The organism is Paenarthrobacter sp. NPDC089322 (genome assembly GCF_040684895.1).
Classification (GTDB): domain Bacteria; phylum Actinomycetota; class Actinomycetes; order Actinomycetales; family Micrococcaceae; genus Arthrobacter.
The window spans coordinates 1-13,684 of record NZ_JBFBGW010000034.1 but is presented as its reverse complement, the minus strand read 5'-3'; the positions used below and the strand labels follow the sequence as shown (position 1 = coordinate 13,684).

At 63.4% G+C, this 13,684-nt stretch carries 14 protein-coding genes and 1 pseudogene; 13 read left to right on the top strand and 2 right to left on the bottom strand.

Annotated features, from left to right (window positions below):
• The 8 genes and pseudogenes from AB0N65_RS20340 to AB0N65_RS20305 all read left to right on the top strand — a co-directional run.
• Window positions 1–222, top strand: a pseudogene (locus AB0N65_RS20340) (lipoyl synthase); the annotation flags it as partial.
• A 28-nt stretch (window positions 223–250) separates the two neighbouring features.
• Window positions 251–1,039, top strand: a complete 789-nt coding sequence (locus AB0N65_RS20335) for a methylenetetrahydrofolate reductase (RefSeq protein WP_364165992.1) — start codon at window positions 251–253, stop codon at window positions 1,037–1,039.
• Between the two features lie 603 nt (window positions 1,040–1,642).
• On the top strand, window positions 1,643–2,098 hold the full coding sequence (locus tag AB0N65_RS20330) for a hypothetical protein (protein ID WP_364165989.1): 456 nt from the start codon (window positions 1,643–1,645) through the stop codon (window positions 2,096–2,098).
• 115 nt (window positions 2,099–2,213) lie between these two features.
• Complete coding sequence (locus tag AB0N65_RS20325; RefSeq protein ID WP_364165986.1) at window positions 2,214–3,056, top strand: hypothetical protein; 843 nt, start codon at window positions 2,214–2,216, stop codon at window positions 3,054–3,056.
• Between the two features lies 1 nt (window position 3,057).
• Window positions 3,058–3,570: a hypothetical protein gene (locus tag AB0N65_RS20320; RefSeq protein WP_364165982.1), complete on the top strand. Its 513-nt coding sequence runs from the start codon at window positions 3,058–3,060 to the stop codon at window positions 3,568–3,570.
• On the top strand, window positions 3,567–4,820 hold the full coding sequence (locus AB0N65_RS20315) for a hypothetical protein (protein ID WP_364165979.1): 1,254 nt from the start codon (window positions 3,567–3,569) through the stop codon (window positions 4,818–4,820). The genes AB0N65_RS20320 and AB0N65_RS20315 overlap by 4 nt, the downstream gene beginning before the upstream one ends.
• A 160-nt stretch (window positions 4,821–4,980) precedes the next feature.
• Window positions 4,981–6,042, top strand: coding sequence for an FUSC family protein (locus tag AB0N65_RS20310; protein WP_364165995.1), 1,062 nt, complete (start codon window positions 4,981–4,983; stop codon window positions 6,040–6,042).
• 126 nt (window positions 6,043–6,168) lie between these two features.
• Window positions 6,169–6,708, top strand: coding sequence for a hypothetical protein (locus AB0N65_RS20305; RefSeq protein WP_364165976.1), 540 nt, complete (start codon window positions 6,169–6,171; stop codon window positions 6,706–6,708).
• Window positions 6,709–7,005: 297 nt separating this feature from the next.
• Here the strand turns inward: AB0N65_RS20305 and AB0N65_RS20300 are convergent, their stop codons facing one another.
• Entirely contained in the window at window positions 7,006–7,698 is a 693-nt protein-coding gene (locus AB0N65_RS20300; protein ID WP_364165973.1) for a DNA-binding protein, read from the bottom strand.
• Window positions 7,699–7,847: 149 nt separating this feature from the next.
• Here AB0N65_RS20300 and AB0N65_RS20295 point away from each other — a divergent pair, with 149 nt between their 5' ends.
• The 3 genes from AB0N65_RS20295 (at window position 7,848) to AB0N65_RS20285 (ending at window position 9,886) form a co-directional block, all read left to right on the top strand.
• A complete protein-coding gene (locus AB0N65_RS20295) occupies window positions 7,848–9,092 on the top strand; it encodes a hypothetical protein (protein WP_364165970.1) in 1,245 nt (414 codons plus the stop codon).
• A gap of 214 nt (window positions 9,093–9,306) precedes the next feature.
• The gene (locus tag AB0N65_RS20290; protein WP_364165967.1) at window positions 9,307–9,453 is read left to right on the top strand and encodes a hypothetical protein; all 147 of its coding nucleotides are present in this window, start codon (window positions 9,307–9,309) and stop codon (window positions 9,451–9,453) included.
• On the top strand, window positions 9,446–9,886 hold the full coding sequence (locus tag AB0N65_RS20285; RefSeq protein WP_364165964.1) for an Hpt domain-containing protein: 441 nt from the start codon (window positions 9,446–9,448) through the stop codon (window positions 9,884–9,886). The genes AB0N65_RS20290 and AB0N65_RS20285 overlap by 8 nt, the downstream gene beginning before the upstream one ends.
• A 16-nt stretch (window positions 9,887–9,902) precedes the next feature.
• On the opposite strand, the gene AB0N65_RS20280 is transcribed toward AB0N65_RS20285, so the two are convergent.
• A complete protein-coding gene (locus tag AB0N65_RS20280; protein ID WP_364165961.1) occupies window positions 9,903–11,165 on the bottom strand; it encodes an aromatic acid/H+ symport family MFS transporter in 1,263 nt (420 codons plus the stop codon).
• A 159-nt stretch (window positions 11,166–11,324) separates the two neighbouring features.
• On the opposite strand from AB0N65_RS20280, the gene AB0N65_RS20275 reads away from it, so the two are divergent.
• Both AB0N65_RS20275 and AB0N65_RS20270 read left to right on the top strand, forming a co-directional pair.
• The gene (locus tag AB0N65_RS20275) at window positions 11,325–12,065 is read left to right on the top strand and encodes an IclR family transcriptional regulator (RefSeq protein ID WP_364165958.1); all 741 of its coding nucleotides are present in this window, start codon (window positions 11,325–11,327) and stop codon (window positions 12,063–12,065) included.
• 111 nt (window positions 12,066–12,176) lie between these two features.
• The gene (locus AB0N65_RS20270; protein ID WP_364165955.1) at window positions 12,177–13,364 is read left to right on the top strand and encodes a 4-hydroxybenzoate 3-monooxygenase; all 1,188 of its coding nucleotides are present in this window, start codon (window positions 12,177–12,179) and stop codon (window positions 13,362–13,364) included.
• Window positions 13,365–13,684 lie beyond the last annotated feature (320 nt).

The following is a 13,684-nucleotide window of genomic DNA, read 5'->3' as shown; positions in this document are numbered from 1 at the left end:
GTCAAGCCCCAGGAATTCGTGGACCTCCAGCACGAGGCCGAGGAGATCGGGTTCCTGGGCGTGATGTCCGGGCCGCTGGTGCGTTCCTCCTACCGGGCCGGCCGGCTCTGGGCCACCGCGATGCGCAAGAAAGGCCGGGACATCCCCGAAGCCCTGGCCCACATCGAGTCCTCCGGCACCACCCGCCAGGAAGCCTCCACCATCCTCGCCGCCCACGGCTGAACTCCAAGCGCCTCAACATAGGACCCTTATGCTTCCGACACGAGTTGAAATCATCCCTACTAGCGGCATCGTGGACGCTATCAGCAGGGTTCTCCCGGCGAATGCCACAGTCAGCATCACGTGCCTTCCGCATCACGGAGTGGAACCCACGGTCCGGACGGCCCTCAAGCTCAGTGAGCTCGGCTTCACCGCCATCCCGCATATCGCAGCGAAGTGCGTGGATGGCCGGGAACAATTGTCGGCCATTCTCCGGGATTGTGAGTCCGCCGGTATCTCGGAAGTTTTCGCCATCGGCGGCGACGCGGCCCATGCTGCCGGCCCATACACGACCGGCCTCGAACTGCTGCGCGATATCGCCGACATCACCGGTGGCACCATGAGTGTAGGGGTGGCGGGCTACCCGGAAGGACACCCGAACATCAGCGGCCTTCAGCTGGTGGACGCCTTGCTGGAGAAACAAGAACTGGCCAACCGGGTAATTACGCAGATGTGCTTTTCCGCCGACGCCATCCACGACTACGCCGCCCTGCTTCGCCGGGAAGGCGTCAACCTTCCGGTGATTGCCGGCGTCGCGGGTGCTGTCCCCAAAGCCAAGCTCATTTCACTTGCCACCAAAATCGGCGTTGGCACCTCGGTGAAGTTCCTCAGCCGCAAGGGGCCGCTCGCAAGGCGCCTCCTGATGGGTGAACGCTACACACCGGATGCCCTCATCCATGAACTCGCAGCCCGGCCAGGCATTGCAGGAATCCAGCTCTACACCTTCAACTCGGTTGAGGCACTTCCGGAACAGGAACCGCTCACGGACGGAGTCAGCTGACCCACCGCCTGGTCCAAGACCCCAAGCAGTAGTACGACGGCGGTCCGGTCGCCTTCCGAGGTGACCGCACCGCCGTCGTGGTTTAAGCAAACCAGCCCGACCTCCCGGGTCCGCGTAACACTCCACAAACCCTCGAACGCCCGCGCAGTTTTTGCTCAAGACGGCCACAATGTTCACGCAGCCCGGCGCGAGCCGGTGACGGACAAGCCCTTGGAGGGCTGCCAAAGGCCGGGCAGGGCAGCCCGTAAAACTGAGTACACCTCCGGAGGTCTCCAGCCAGGCCGGCAGGGCACGTGCCGGATGCCCTGCATCCCAACGCCGGCAAGGAAAAACTGCTCCCCGAAACCCCCTGCAAACCTGGCCTGATGACATCGGTCGGCGGCACCCAAGCAAGTAGTCCACTTTTCAAAAACTGAGTACTCGGCGAGCGGACCAGCGTATTCCCGACCCTTTGGTCGGGCGAAAAACTTGCGTACACCCGGGAGTAGCCACAGGTGGTTTGCGGACTGAAACATTGGGGTCATCGCTTCATCCGACGAAGACGATCGGATGCTGGGGGTTGCGATGCGGCTCCCCGACGTAGATCAACTAAGGAGCCTTATCATGCGCAAGCTTTCCAAGAAGAGCCGGATCACCGCCACCGTTGCAGGCGTGGCACTCGTAGCAGTCGGCGGCGGCGCGGCCTACGCCTACTGGACCACCACGGGTTCGGGCAACGGCTCGGCCACCAACGCAGCCGGCGGGGGAACTGTCACGCTGCACGCCACGTTCGACGCCGGCCTGGCCCCGGGCAACGAAGTTTCGGTCGCCTACACGGCTGACAACTCCACCACCTCGAGCACGGTGGTTGGAGCCCTCAGCGCAAACGTCGCCACTAACGTGGCTGCTTGCCTTCCCGAGTGGTTCGAAGTCACTGCCGTCACCAGCAACTCGCCTGTGGCTGCCAACTCCACCGGCACCTCCGTGGGCTCCGGCGTCCTGAAGTTCAACGACAGCACCACGGTCAACCAGGATGCCTGCAAGTCGGCAACTGTGACCGTCAACGTCAGCAGCCTGTAGCTCTGACACAGCCGGGGACTGCCCTTCGACGGCGGTCCCCGGCTTGCGCTTTCAACGCACCGGGACATCACCCGTCTTCCTATCCGCACTCCGCATCCGTCCGAAAAGAGCTTCCATGGACCACCGGCCAGAGCGCACTACGCCATTCCATCGGGCTGCAGTGCCCCTCCGCGCGCTGCTCCTTGCGATCATGGTGGCGTTGGTTCCCGTGACGGCCCTCGCCGCGAGCGGGCAGGGCGGCCAGGCAGGCGCTGCCAAGGTCAAGGGGATCACGGTGTCGCTGTCGCCCTCGAGCCGCAGCGTTGACCAAGGGCAGGGGGCCAGCTACACAGTGTCTGCGACGTCAACCAACGGCTTCGCCGGGATGGTGACGTTCGCCGTCGAAGGCCTTCCGGTCGGAGCGGCAGCCGCATGGTCGCCGTCGTCGGTGGTTTTGGCGTCCGGTAGCACGAAGCAGGTGACCCTCTCCGTTTCCACTTCTCCTACCACCCCGGCCGGTAAGGCCAACCTCACGGTCAAAGCAAGCAGCGGCAGCATCCAGTCCCAGGCTGTTGCGGCACAGCTTCATGTCCAGGAGGTCAAGCGGACCTTCACTGTTTCGGGATCTGTTGATGGGCTGCTCGCACCGGGAGTGTCCCGTCCCCTGAACCTGCAGATCTCCAACCCCGCCGGCAAGAACATCGGCGTGACCAATCTGACCGTTGCCGTCAGTGGCGTAGTGCGCACCCCGGCGGCGGTCGCGGCGAACCTTCCATGCACACCGGCCGATTATCAACTCACGCAGTACACGGGAACGTACCCGTTGACGGCTCCGTCCGGCGCCAGTTCGCTCTCGTCGCTCGGAGTGCCCCAGACGAAATGGCCGCAGGTCAGGATGCTGGACACCCCCCAGCTCCAGGACGGTTGCAAAGGCGCGGCCCTCCACCTCACCTACACGGGAACGGGACAGGCGGACTGACATGACGACGACAACCAGCCGGCATATGGCGATCCGCAACGGCCGCCTCGCCCGGACAGCAGCAACCACCGCGGCCCTGTGCTTCCTCGGCGGTGTTGGCTCGGCCTACGCCTACTGGGCAACCACCGGTGTGGGCAGCGGATCTGCGGCCAACGGAACCATGCAGACCGTCACGGTGGACGCACTCGTCCCGGGCGACACCCTGCAGACCAGCCTCGTTCCCGGAGGCACCGCTGACGTCATCCTCCGCGCGTCCAACCCGAATGCCCACGCCGTCACCGTGTACGGGTTCTCCACCACGGGAGCAGTGACAGCGGACGCCGGTCACCCGGGTTGCAGCCCCACGGGCGTCACGTTCACACCGCCCGCAACGTTGCTTGAGCCGGTGATCATCCAGGCCAATACCTCCATCCTGCTGACACTTCCGGAGGCTGCCAGCATGAGCACGACGTCACCCTCGGCGTGCCAGGGTGCCCAATTCGATATCCCCGTCACCTTGGAGGTACGGAAGTGAGCCGGCATCGTCAACCCACCGCTGCGCCCGTGCGCCTGGGCCCGTGGAATCGCCTTCTGGTCATCGTGCTCGGAGTTCTTCTCGTGTCATGGGGCGGGCCCGCGGCCAGCGCCTTTTGGAGCTCGGTCAGCAGCAACTTCGGCGCGGCCAAGGCTGACGCCCTCGCTCAGGGCGCCACACCAACCACGGTCGTGACCGGCAGCGACGTCACGGTCACTTGGGCGGCAAGTTCGACGGCGGCAGGACGTTCCGCCACCGGCTACAGCATCGCCCGCTACAGCAGCGCGACCGGCGGCACCAAAGTGGACGCCGCCGGTACATGCGCGGGAACCGTCGCTGGCCTGAGCTGCGTGGACAGCGTCAACTCCGGCACGTGGTACTACGTGGTCACTCCGTCGCTCTCGCTGTGGCAAGGGGTGGAAAGCGCCCGAAGCGCAGCGACGGTCATCGATTCGTCCCCACCGGCCGCGCCTGTAGTGACTGCTCCTGCTTACGTGAACCTCGGCAATATCAGCGCTGTCCCGGTAAGCGGAACTGCAGAGGCAGGATCCACCGTTGTCTTGACCGTTACGGACACCGGCAGCCAGACGCTCACCAGGACTGCCACCGCCAACGGTTCCGGCGCTTGGACGGTAGCTGCGTTGAACCTCAGCGCCTTCACGCCCGGCACCATTACGTACTCAGCACAAGCAACCGACGCGGCTGGCAACACTGGCTCCGCTGGAACTGCAACGTCCATCAAGGACGTCACTGCTCCCACGGTCACCGGGGTTCAGCTCAGCAACGGTGGGACCACGGTGGGCAAGGTGGAACGTGGAGATTCGGTGACGCTCACGTTCTCTGAGCCACTCAACGCCAACACCATCTGCAGTTCGTGGACGAACAACAGCACCTCCACGCAGACGCAGAACGGAAATGGAGCAAACACGGTGGTGGTGAACATCAGCGCAGCAGACGTACTCACGGTCACTGGTGCAGGCTGCCAGACCTTGCGGGTGGGTCCTGTGTCACTCGGGGCGGACTACACGTCCTCGGCGCTGACCTTCGGCGGGAACAACAGCGGCGCCAGCATGCAGTGGAACCCCACGGCCAAAACGCTCACCATCACGCTGGGGGCAGGCACAGCGGGCGGAGCCACGGTGCAGTCCACTACGGTGTTCCCCAGCTACACCCCGGCGTCCGGACTGACGGACGTGGCCGGCAACCCCCTCGCGACAGCTTCCGCCCAGGGAGCACCGTCCCGCTTCTAGCCCCCGGGTTTGTGTACAGCTAATGCCCTGTCTGGGGCGTGTTTTAGGGCACTATCTGTACACAAACCCGGAGTAGTCCAACGGCCGGAGCGTAACCTTGGAACCGGACGCCAGTGCCGCCGTCGTACGTTTGATCCTGCGACGAAAGGCGAGCCGCCCCTTGAAGGCTGTAGCGGAAATCTTCACGATGGGTCCGGGCAACAAGGACCACCATCCCGCCCTCCGCTGCGCAGTAGGTGTATTTGTTCCGCTGATCACCCTGACCTTGATCGGGCGGCTTGATCTGGCGGTGTTCGCCTCATTCGGGGCGTTCACGGGCATTTATGGGCGCAACGAGCCGCACAGTCTCCGCTTCCGGAGCCAATTGCGGGCCGGCGGCTTCATGCTTTTGGTGATCCTCTTCGCAACGCTGACAGCCAGGGTCGCGCAAGCTTGGGGGATCGGTGGAGCAGAGTATTCCTGGTTCCTCACCGCGGCCACGACTCTTGTTGCCGGCATTTGTTCCGTGGTGGTGGCCGCGTGGCGACTCCGTCCGGGAGGCTCCCTCTTTCATATTTTCGCCTTCGCTGCGATCGCCTCCATTGCTGCACAGCCGCCGTTATGGGAGGCGATGCTGGTTACGGTCCTGACCACGGCTTTCTGCCTGGTGGTTGGCATGTCCTCGCGCGTGCTCAAGAGTCACCGGACACCGTGGAAGCGACCGCCACCCATCCGGCACACATCTCCTGAGCGACGGGCGATGTGGCTGGAAGGCGCCGGCTATCTGGTAGCGGCCGGGCTGGCCGGAACCATCGCCACTGTGGTCGGTGAACGGCTCGGTTTTGGCCACACGTACTGGGCGATGGTGGCTGCCGTGGTTCCGTTGGTGGGTCACTCGACTCGGCACCGCGTGAGCCGCGGGATCCAGAGAATTGCCGGAACGGTGATCGGGTTGGTGCTGCTTGCCGGCATTCTGTGGCTCAATCCCGCTCCGTGGGCGATGGTCCTGGTCATTGCCGCCTGCCAGTTCGGCGCAGAAATGTTCATCGCCCGGCAGTACTTGGTTGCGCAGGTTTTCGTTACACCATTGGCCTTGATCGCCACCTTGCTGGCTGCGCCGGTGGACCCTGGACTGCTGCTGCGCGATCGTATCGTCGAGACGGTGATCGGAGCCGTCATCGGTGTTGCAGTGGTTGTGGCCCCGGTTCTTTGGCGTCGTATGAGTGCCGGGCGTTCTGTTTAGCTCGCTGGCCACGCCCCCGGTAGGCCGAGACCCTCGGTATGACACCCCCTCCGTTGGACACAAACTCATAAGTACACATATAACTAGATAAACAAGCTACTTATGGAACTAATTGTGGGAGAGACGATGACGGTCGCACTGCGTGAAGAAAGCTCCAAGCCAGTAGCTGAAGAAACAGGGGTTCTCCCGGTGAAAGTGGCCGTTCCGGGAGGCGGGAATGGCGAACTGGTCCTGAGCCGAGAACAAGTCCCCGCCGTCGACTCCGCGCTGACCGGCGATCTAACTCCGGCCGGCGACTGCACCATCGCAGCACATGAGCTCATTCCTGCGGGGCCCGTGCACTGCGGTGCCAACATGGCGATTTCTGCCGGCCCCGCCGACGACTCCATGCAATGGATCACCGTGGAACCCGTTTGGCCCGAGTGGGCCTGTGACTGCGGTTTCCGGATGGACATGGACGCCTTGGATCCGGTCAGTAGTGTCTGGCTGGCGGCCGTCAGGAGGCAAGGCCTGCAGCGTGAGCTGGCCGTGGCCCAAGGCACCCTGGAATTGGCATTCCGCAAAGCTGTGGAATCCGGAGTGGAACCGCGCGAGCTTGCACGGATGTCGGGGGTTCCCGCACGCGAAATAGAAGGGCTGCTGGCGATTAGCTACCCAGGCGTTTGATGGGGAGCCGGTCCGGATTTGCGCATAGTACCGCCAGGTTGCTGATGGCTCTCGCCCTGTCCTCGCGGTCCAGCACCCTCCACGACTGATGCCCGGGGTCGGCGAGTGCGCGAAACGTCTGCCGTGGGGCGGGAAACGCTTAGTCCCGCTACTACCGAATGCAGTTGGACCATAAGGCCGCCGACCAAGGTCCATTGGGTTGCAGGTAAGGCGCGGGCTAGTTCGGCGCATTGCGGCCAAGGGCGGGTCCAGCCGCCCAACGGCGTAGGTGCATTCCAAAGAGGTCGTTCAGGGACATCAGGCCGATCTTCTTCCACCCAGCAGTTCCTCAAGAACGCGACGACCGGCGGCGCGTTCCCGGGTAGCAGGAGATTCCAGTAAGTCCAAAGCAACCGCAGCCAACGGGACGCCATCCGCGAAGGCGCTGCTTGTGGTGACTTCCCTCAATATGACGTTGCCCTCCGGATCATCAATCAATCCATACGCCTCCTTAAGTGCATCGGCGTCGTCAAACATGACGTAGCCGTCCGCGGTTCCCCGGCTGCCGGCCAGTTCAAAGCGGTGGGCGATGGCGTCATCGGCCATGGCGGACACGCCAGTTGCGAGCACGTGCTCGCGAAGTCGCTCAATAACGTCCGCGGTGCCCCTGAATCGATGCGTCCGAGCACGTTTACGCGCAAGGATCGCGAGTTCACTGACCTGCGTAGCGCCCAGCTTTCGCCGCAGACGTGACGCCTCCGAGGAACTGACCCACTGCACTCTCGAGAGGCCGGAGAGCAGTGCCAAGGCTGCCCAGGCGTTGGCTTCCGTCCATGGTCTGCCATGCCTGGTGCCCAAGCGTGCAAGCTGGTCCACGGAATGGGCGTCCAGCAGGATCGCCCGTCCGGCGGAGCCGGATTGCACCAACTGGCCGGTGCCGATCAATTTGCGCACAGCCACCTGCGTCACGCCGAGTTTCCTGGCAGCTTGCCCGGTGGTAAGAAAGCTCATGCGCTAACGTTCTCTTGCGGGAACGTTAGCGTCAAGGTCCCAGTCAAGGTTACAGTCACAAATCCCCCATATGGGCCCGGCTGTGAGACCACGCGGCTGCTCAGTTACGCTGCTCCGAGTTACGCCTCGTTCGCAGCTAAGGGTTACCAATGATGCTCTCCCCGGCCCGCCAGGATTCGCCTGATAACCGGCCTATCAATGACTGTCCGGGTCCGGCCGAAAGGGCATTCCTCGGAACCGCCCTGGGGGCTTTCGGCTTGGTGGGAATTGTGGGGGCCTTGTCGCTCATCCTCCACATGGTGATGAGTCTTCCGGCGTTGGTGGGCTCCCTCTTTGACGGCTGGGTTGCCACCACTGAAGGCACGCCATTGGCCCCAGTGAGGTGGTTCTTCGGCGACATGACCGAGCCTCTCTTCTACAAGTCCGAGCTCGCTGCCTGCGGCCTGATCGTTGGGGCTGCCTTGGCTTGGTGGACTGGCCGGAGGCGAAGAAACAGTTGGAGCGAGCTGAGCTACGGTACCGGATTGTGGCCGTGGGTTTTGACGTCCGCTGCCTTGAGCTTGCTGCTGTCCAACCTCGCCTTCGGCTGGATGCTCGACGACGGGTGGCAGCCCACGTTCGTGCCCTTCGTGTGCGTGGCTCCCGCCATGGTTCTCATGTACGGTCGCGGGTGGCGTACGGCCCTGACTGCCGCGATCCTCGGTGCCGGAACCACTACGCCGTTGGCACTGCTGCTGATTCCCACGGTCTCTGCGCCTCTGGGTCTGCCGCCGGTGGTTGCCTGCGTGCTGGCGATGTCCCTTGGGTCGGTGGTCTCTTTCGCGGTGGCCCGCAGGATCCCGTGGCTTGACTTACATCAACCTGGTCCTCGTGCGTCCAGCCTGCACGCGCAACCCGGCCAGCCGTCGGGCCTTAATCAAACTGCCAAGGACGCCGCCTGGGCGGCACGCCGGGTCCTCAAGGACTTTACGGAGACCCACTTCTTCGCCAATGAAATGGCGAGCATCGGAGTCATTGCGGGGGTTTCCTTGGCATGCCTCCTCAACCCGGCCGTACCCGCTTACGGTTCGGGACTGGTGCCCCACATCCTGTTTTCGCAAGTGTTGACCTCTGCCGTCGGCGTCGTGTTGTGGCGTCATTGGTACCGGGGCGACGGGTGGGCGGCCACGTACGCCCCGGTGGTGTCCGTTGCGCCGGCGGCGGTGTTGGCGTTCGACGGTTCGTGGCAGAGCATCCTCGGTGGCGCCTTGCTGGGCGCGCTTCTCGCCCCGCCTTTGGCCCGGGCCATCTCGGCTCGGCTTCCAGCGGGCTTTCATCCCGTGATCGGCAATACGGCCTCCATGGCGGTTTCGACGGCAGTCGCCCTGCCGATTCTGGGGCTGCTGCACCGCTAGCGGGCTGCCTACGTAACGGCGGTTTGTGCATGCGAGGGTGTCTTGAGGAGTTCCTGAGCAACTGTTGATGAATTGCAGGGTGGGTTCTTGATCCACTCCCGGCAAAGTAATTGTTGTCAGTCAGAACTACCCCAAGCCCCGCCGGGCCTGGTCGGGCGTCCCCCCTGCCCGATCAGGCCCGCCGGTATACCCACATGGAAGGAACGCCAGGACGATGAGCGCATTGACCAACATCAGCGGAACCGCTCATCACGTCCGGCGTTCTTCCGTCATCTCCACCCAGGCCGCCGCTGTGAAGCAGACCGCAGCGGCACTTATCGTCCCCGGTGTCGGCGCGGCGCGGGAGGTAACCCGTGCGTGAATACCCAGTCCAGGCTGCGCATGGCTGCACGCAGGTTTCTCCCGACACCCCGACCTTTGAAATCCGGAGGTTGCAGGCGCTGGCCGAGCAATTGGGTGACATTCAGCCCGTATTGCGCTTGTGTTCCACGTATCTTTCGATGTTGCCTGGACGGATCATGAGCATCTGGAACGGTCTCAAGGAAGAGGACGAAGACGCGACGATGACCGCAGTCCTGAGCCTGAAAGTCTCGTCGGCGATGGTTGGCGCGCTGGAAACCGAACACCAGTGCCGCGAACTTGAACTGATGATCCGGGACCATCACATGGGGTTCGTCGCGCAGGCCCTTCCCGCGCTGCAAGTCTACGGTGAACGGTGTATTGCCGCCGGCCCGCAGCTCCTCAACCAGGCCTGCGAATCCCTGGGTAGCGGCACCCATTCCATGGACGCATAAGGCGTCGTGCCGGCGGTTACCGTTCTCCCGCCGGCACGACTGCGTAAGGGGTTTTGACCTGATGCGGCACCAGGAACAGTGCGGCCACCGCCAGCAAACCTGCGGCAGCAAACACGTAGAAGCCGGCGGGATAGGCGATATTGGCAGCCACCAGTGTTCCCGTGACCGCCGGTCCGACAATAGCGCCAAGCCTTCCCACTCCGGCCGCAAACCCAAGGGCTGTTCCGCGGAGCCTGGCCGGGAAGAGCTGGCTCACCCAGGCGTACACCAATACCTGGGAGCTGAAGACGAAGACGCCGGTGACGAACACAGCAGCGTTGAGGAGCAGTTCGTTCTGGATCTTCACGCTGAGAACGGCCAGGAACACTGCTGAAAGCCCGAACCACAGGAGCACGATCTTCTTGGTGCCGTGGCGGTCTGCAAGGATTCCCGCCAGTACGAGCCCTGCCACAGCGCCGAGATTGAGCACCAAAAGCAGCGTCAGGCCAGTGCTCACCGTGTACCCTGCCGCGGCCATCAGTTGCGGAAGCCACGTGTTCAGGCCATAAACCAGCAGCAGTCCCATGAATGACGCTATGCCGATGCCCACGGCCACCAACGGGTACGGCTTCTGCAGCAGGTCCCGGAACCCGGTCTTGGGTGCTGCCTCGGTGGAACGCCCGACGGCGGCAGTCGTCTTGGGCGATGTTGTCGCCGTCGTTTCGGGAAGGGATTCCGGCAGCTTGGCCCAAAGGAAAGGCAGGAGCACGAGTCCGGCCACGCCGCCGACGATGAACATGAGCCGCCAGTTAGGAACGACGAGGATGGCAAGGAACGCAGTGGATACCGCGCCCACGTGGTAGCCGGTCATGGTCCGCGTGGTGGATTTGCCGGCCGATCCTGCAGGAGCGTAGTCGTTCATGTACGCGAGGGCTGCGGGAAGGCACGCGCCCAGACCGAGGCCAGCCAACATGCGCAGGGCCGAGAAAACGGCCACGTTCGGGGCGAAAGCGATCGCGATGGTGAAGAGCGAGAAGCCGGCTACACAGGCGATGAGGAGTTTCCGACGGCCGAACTTGTCGGAGAGCGGGGCGATGAAAAGCGCGCCGAGACCTACGCCCACCAACGAAATCGTGGCCGCGAAGGTGGCTCCCACGGCGTCGAAGCCAAGGTCTCCGGTCTTAATGAGTGTTGGGATGACGGTGCCCAGGACCACGAGGTCGAAACCGTCCAGGACCATGGCTAGCCAGCAGAGCCAGACAGGCCATTGTGAGCGGCGGGCAGATGACATCGTTGGCATAGAGTCCTCGGTACTTTTGCGGCTTGGTGCGTGGAGGGCCGCCTGCCGGGATGGCTGGCGGACTATGAGAGTTGTATCACCGGCTGGTGTTATCTACCGCACGTTCTACCATTGAACGGAATTACTCCGAACGGGGAGCTCTGCGGAAAGGAGCATATCGTGGCCAATTCTGCCTCAGGGGATTCCGTGGTGGACCGGGTGGTCAGGGTCATCGAGGCATTTCCCGAGGGCGTGGCCACGCTTCAGCTGTCGGAGCTTGCGGATAGGGCGGGGTTGCCGTTGTCTTCGGCCCATCGCCTGGTCCGGCAACTCTCGGGGCACGGGTTGCTCGATCTGGGAGCGGGCGGCACTGTCCGTCTGGGCCTCCGCCTGTGGGAACTCGTGAACCGGAATTCGCCCACCCTCATGCTGCGTCAGGCTGCGATGCCCTTCATGGAAGACATTCAGCAGGTACTCAACCAAAACGTCAACCTTGCTGTGCTCGACGGATGGGAGGCGCTTTTTGTGGAGCGGCTCTCACGGCGTGGGTCCGTGGCGAACCGTGCCCGTATCGCCGGACGTATGCCAGTCCACATTTCTTCGGTGGGGCTCGCGTTGATGGCAAACCAGCCCCGCGATCTTCAGGCGGAGTACCTCAAGCAGTTCCATGATCCGTCCGGGAAGGTGACCGCCGACGTCGTACGCCACCTGCTGGCTGAAGCCGCCCAGCAGGGCTACGCCCAACTGGCAGGCGTCGTCGATCCGGATACGTGGGGAATCGCCGTGCCTGTGGCTGACGGCAAGCGGCGAACGGTCGCCGCCCTGGGCGTCGTGGTTCCGCTCGCGGAGATGCGGCTCCAGGCCTTGGTGCCAGCGCTTCAGACGGCCGCGCGGGGAATCGGTCGACAACTCTCTGAATAACAACTTCCGTTCAATGGAATCCATGTAACGTCAGTCACGCCGTCCGCGCCACACTGTTTCCAGACTCATCCCGCTTTATGCAGGCAGGGATCGCAACGAAGCGAGGAACACATGGCACGTACAACTCTCACCACCCAGGTCGCCATCATGGGTGCGGGCCCCGCCGGGCTCATGCTCTCCCACTTGCTGGCCCGGCAAGGCATCGAATCGGTTGTGGTGGAGATCCGCAGCCGCAAAGAGATTCAGGAGACCGTCAGGGCAGGCATTCTGGAGCACGGTACCGTCAACCTGTTGGTGGACTCCGGGGTATCCGACCGGGTGCTGCGCGAAGGGGATCGGCACGATGGCATCGAGCTGCGTTTCAACGGCGAGAGTCACCGCATCAATTTCAAGGAACTCGTGGGGGAATCGGTGTGGCTTTACCCGCAGACCGACGTCTTCATGGACCTTGCCGCTCGCAGGGAAGCCGACGGCGGCGACGTCCGGTACAGCGTTACAGATACCACCGTTCACGACCTCCAGGGCAAGCCCAAGGTCTGGTTCACCGACGCCGAAGGCCAGGAGTTCGAGATCCAGGCTGACTTCCTCGTTGGCGCCGATGGTTCCCGTAGCCACTGCCGTTTCCAGATTCCCGAGGCCAACCGCAAGTGGTTCTTCCACGAATACCCGTTCGCGTGGTTCGGGATTCTTGCTCAGGCTCCGCGCAGTTCCGACGAACTGATCTACGCCAACTCCAAGGACGGCTTCGCCCTGATCAGCCAGCGCACCGAGACCGTCCAGCGCATGTACTTCCAGTGCGACCCGAAGGAGAACGTAGCGGACTGGGACGACGAACGCATCTGGTCTGAGTTCCGGAAGCGCGTGAACGGCAACGGTTTTGAGCTTAAGGAAGGCCCGGTCCTGGAGAAGATGGTGTTGCCGTTCCGCAGCTTCGTCCACACTCCCATGCGCCACGGCAACCTTTTCCTCGCCGGCGACGCGGCGCACACCGTCCCGCCGACGGGGGCCAAGGGCCTCAACCTGGCCATCCACGACGTCAAGGTGCTCTTCGAAGGCCTCGACTCGTTCTACTCCAACGGCTCCAGTGGCTTACTCGACTCCTATAGCGACCGTGCCCTGGACCGCGTGTGGAAAGCCCAGCATTTCTCCTACTGGATGACGTCCATGCTGCATACGGTGCCTGGGGCCGATGACTTCGACCGTGCCCGTCAGCTGGGCGAACTGCACTCCGTGGTCACGTCCGAGCACGCGAAAGCCTACCTCGCGGAGTCGTACACGGGCTGGCCGACGTCGCGGTAGTGGCGCGGTAGGCCCGCAGGCGGTGCCGCGGGGCGTTCCAGTCCCGGAGATCGTTTCTAGCCCGCAGATGGTCTGAAGGAAGGCTGTATCGGAGGTTTGCTCCGGTGCAGCCTTCTTCTGTGTTGGGCGTGGTTGGATCCCGAACGCAGTGGAGTTGTCTCTGCATTCTTTGAATATTCCGTTAGCCGAAGACGCCTGTTCCGGGCGCACCCGGACAATCCCGTCGGGCGGGGTGTTTAGGTGCGTTGTGGTGTGTGGTGGTGGTTGCGTCGGGGTGTTTGGGTGGGGTCGATGTGGGGTGGTGGTGTGTACCAGGGGAT

Bases quoted from the DNA above. Each gene is read 5' to 3' on its own strand.
- AB0N65_RS20320 (WP_364165982.1), top strand. From the start codon at position 3,058: ATGACGACGACAACCAGCCGGCATATGGCGATCCGCAACGGCCGCCTC.
- AB0N65_RS20300 (WP_364165973.1), bottom strand. From the start codon at position 7,698: ATGAGCTTTCTTACCACCGGGCAAGCTGCCAGGAAACTCGGCGTGACG.
- AB0N65_RS20280 (WP_364165961.1), bottom strand. From the start codon at position 11,165: ATGCCAACGATGTCATCTGCCCGCCGCTCACAATGGCCTGTCTGGCTC.
- AB0N65_RS20290 (WP_364165967.1), top strand. From the start codon at position 9,307: ATGAGCGCATTGACCAACATCAGCGGAACCGCTCATCACGTCCGGCGT.
- AB0N65_RS20325 (WP_364165986.1), top strand. From the start codon at position 2,214: ATGGACCACCGGCCAGAGCGCACTACGCCATTCCATCGGGCTGCAGTG.
- AB0N65_RS20305 (WP_364165976.1), top strand. From the start codon at position 6,169: ATGACGGTCGCACTGCGTGAAGAAAGCTCCAAGCCAGTAGCTGAAGAA.
- AB0N65_RS20295 (WP_364165970.1), top strand. From the start codon at position 7,848: ATGATGCTCTCCCCGGCCCGCCAGGATTCGCCTGATAACCGGCCTATC.
- AB0N65_RS20270 (WP_364165955.1), top strand. From the start codon at position 12,177: ATGGCACGTACAACTCTCACCACCCAGGTCGCCATCATGGGTGCGGGC.
- AB0N65_RS20330 (WP_364165989.1), top strand. From the start codon at position 1,643: ATGCGCAAGCTTTCCAAGAAGAGCCGGATCACCGCCACCGTTGCAGGC.
- AB0N65_RS20335 (WP_364165992.1), top strand. From the start codon at position 251: ATGCTTCCGACACGAGTTGAAATCATCCCTACTAGCGGCATCGTGGAC.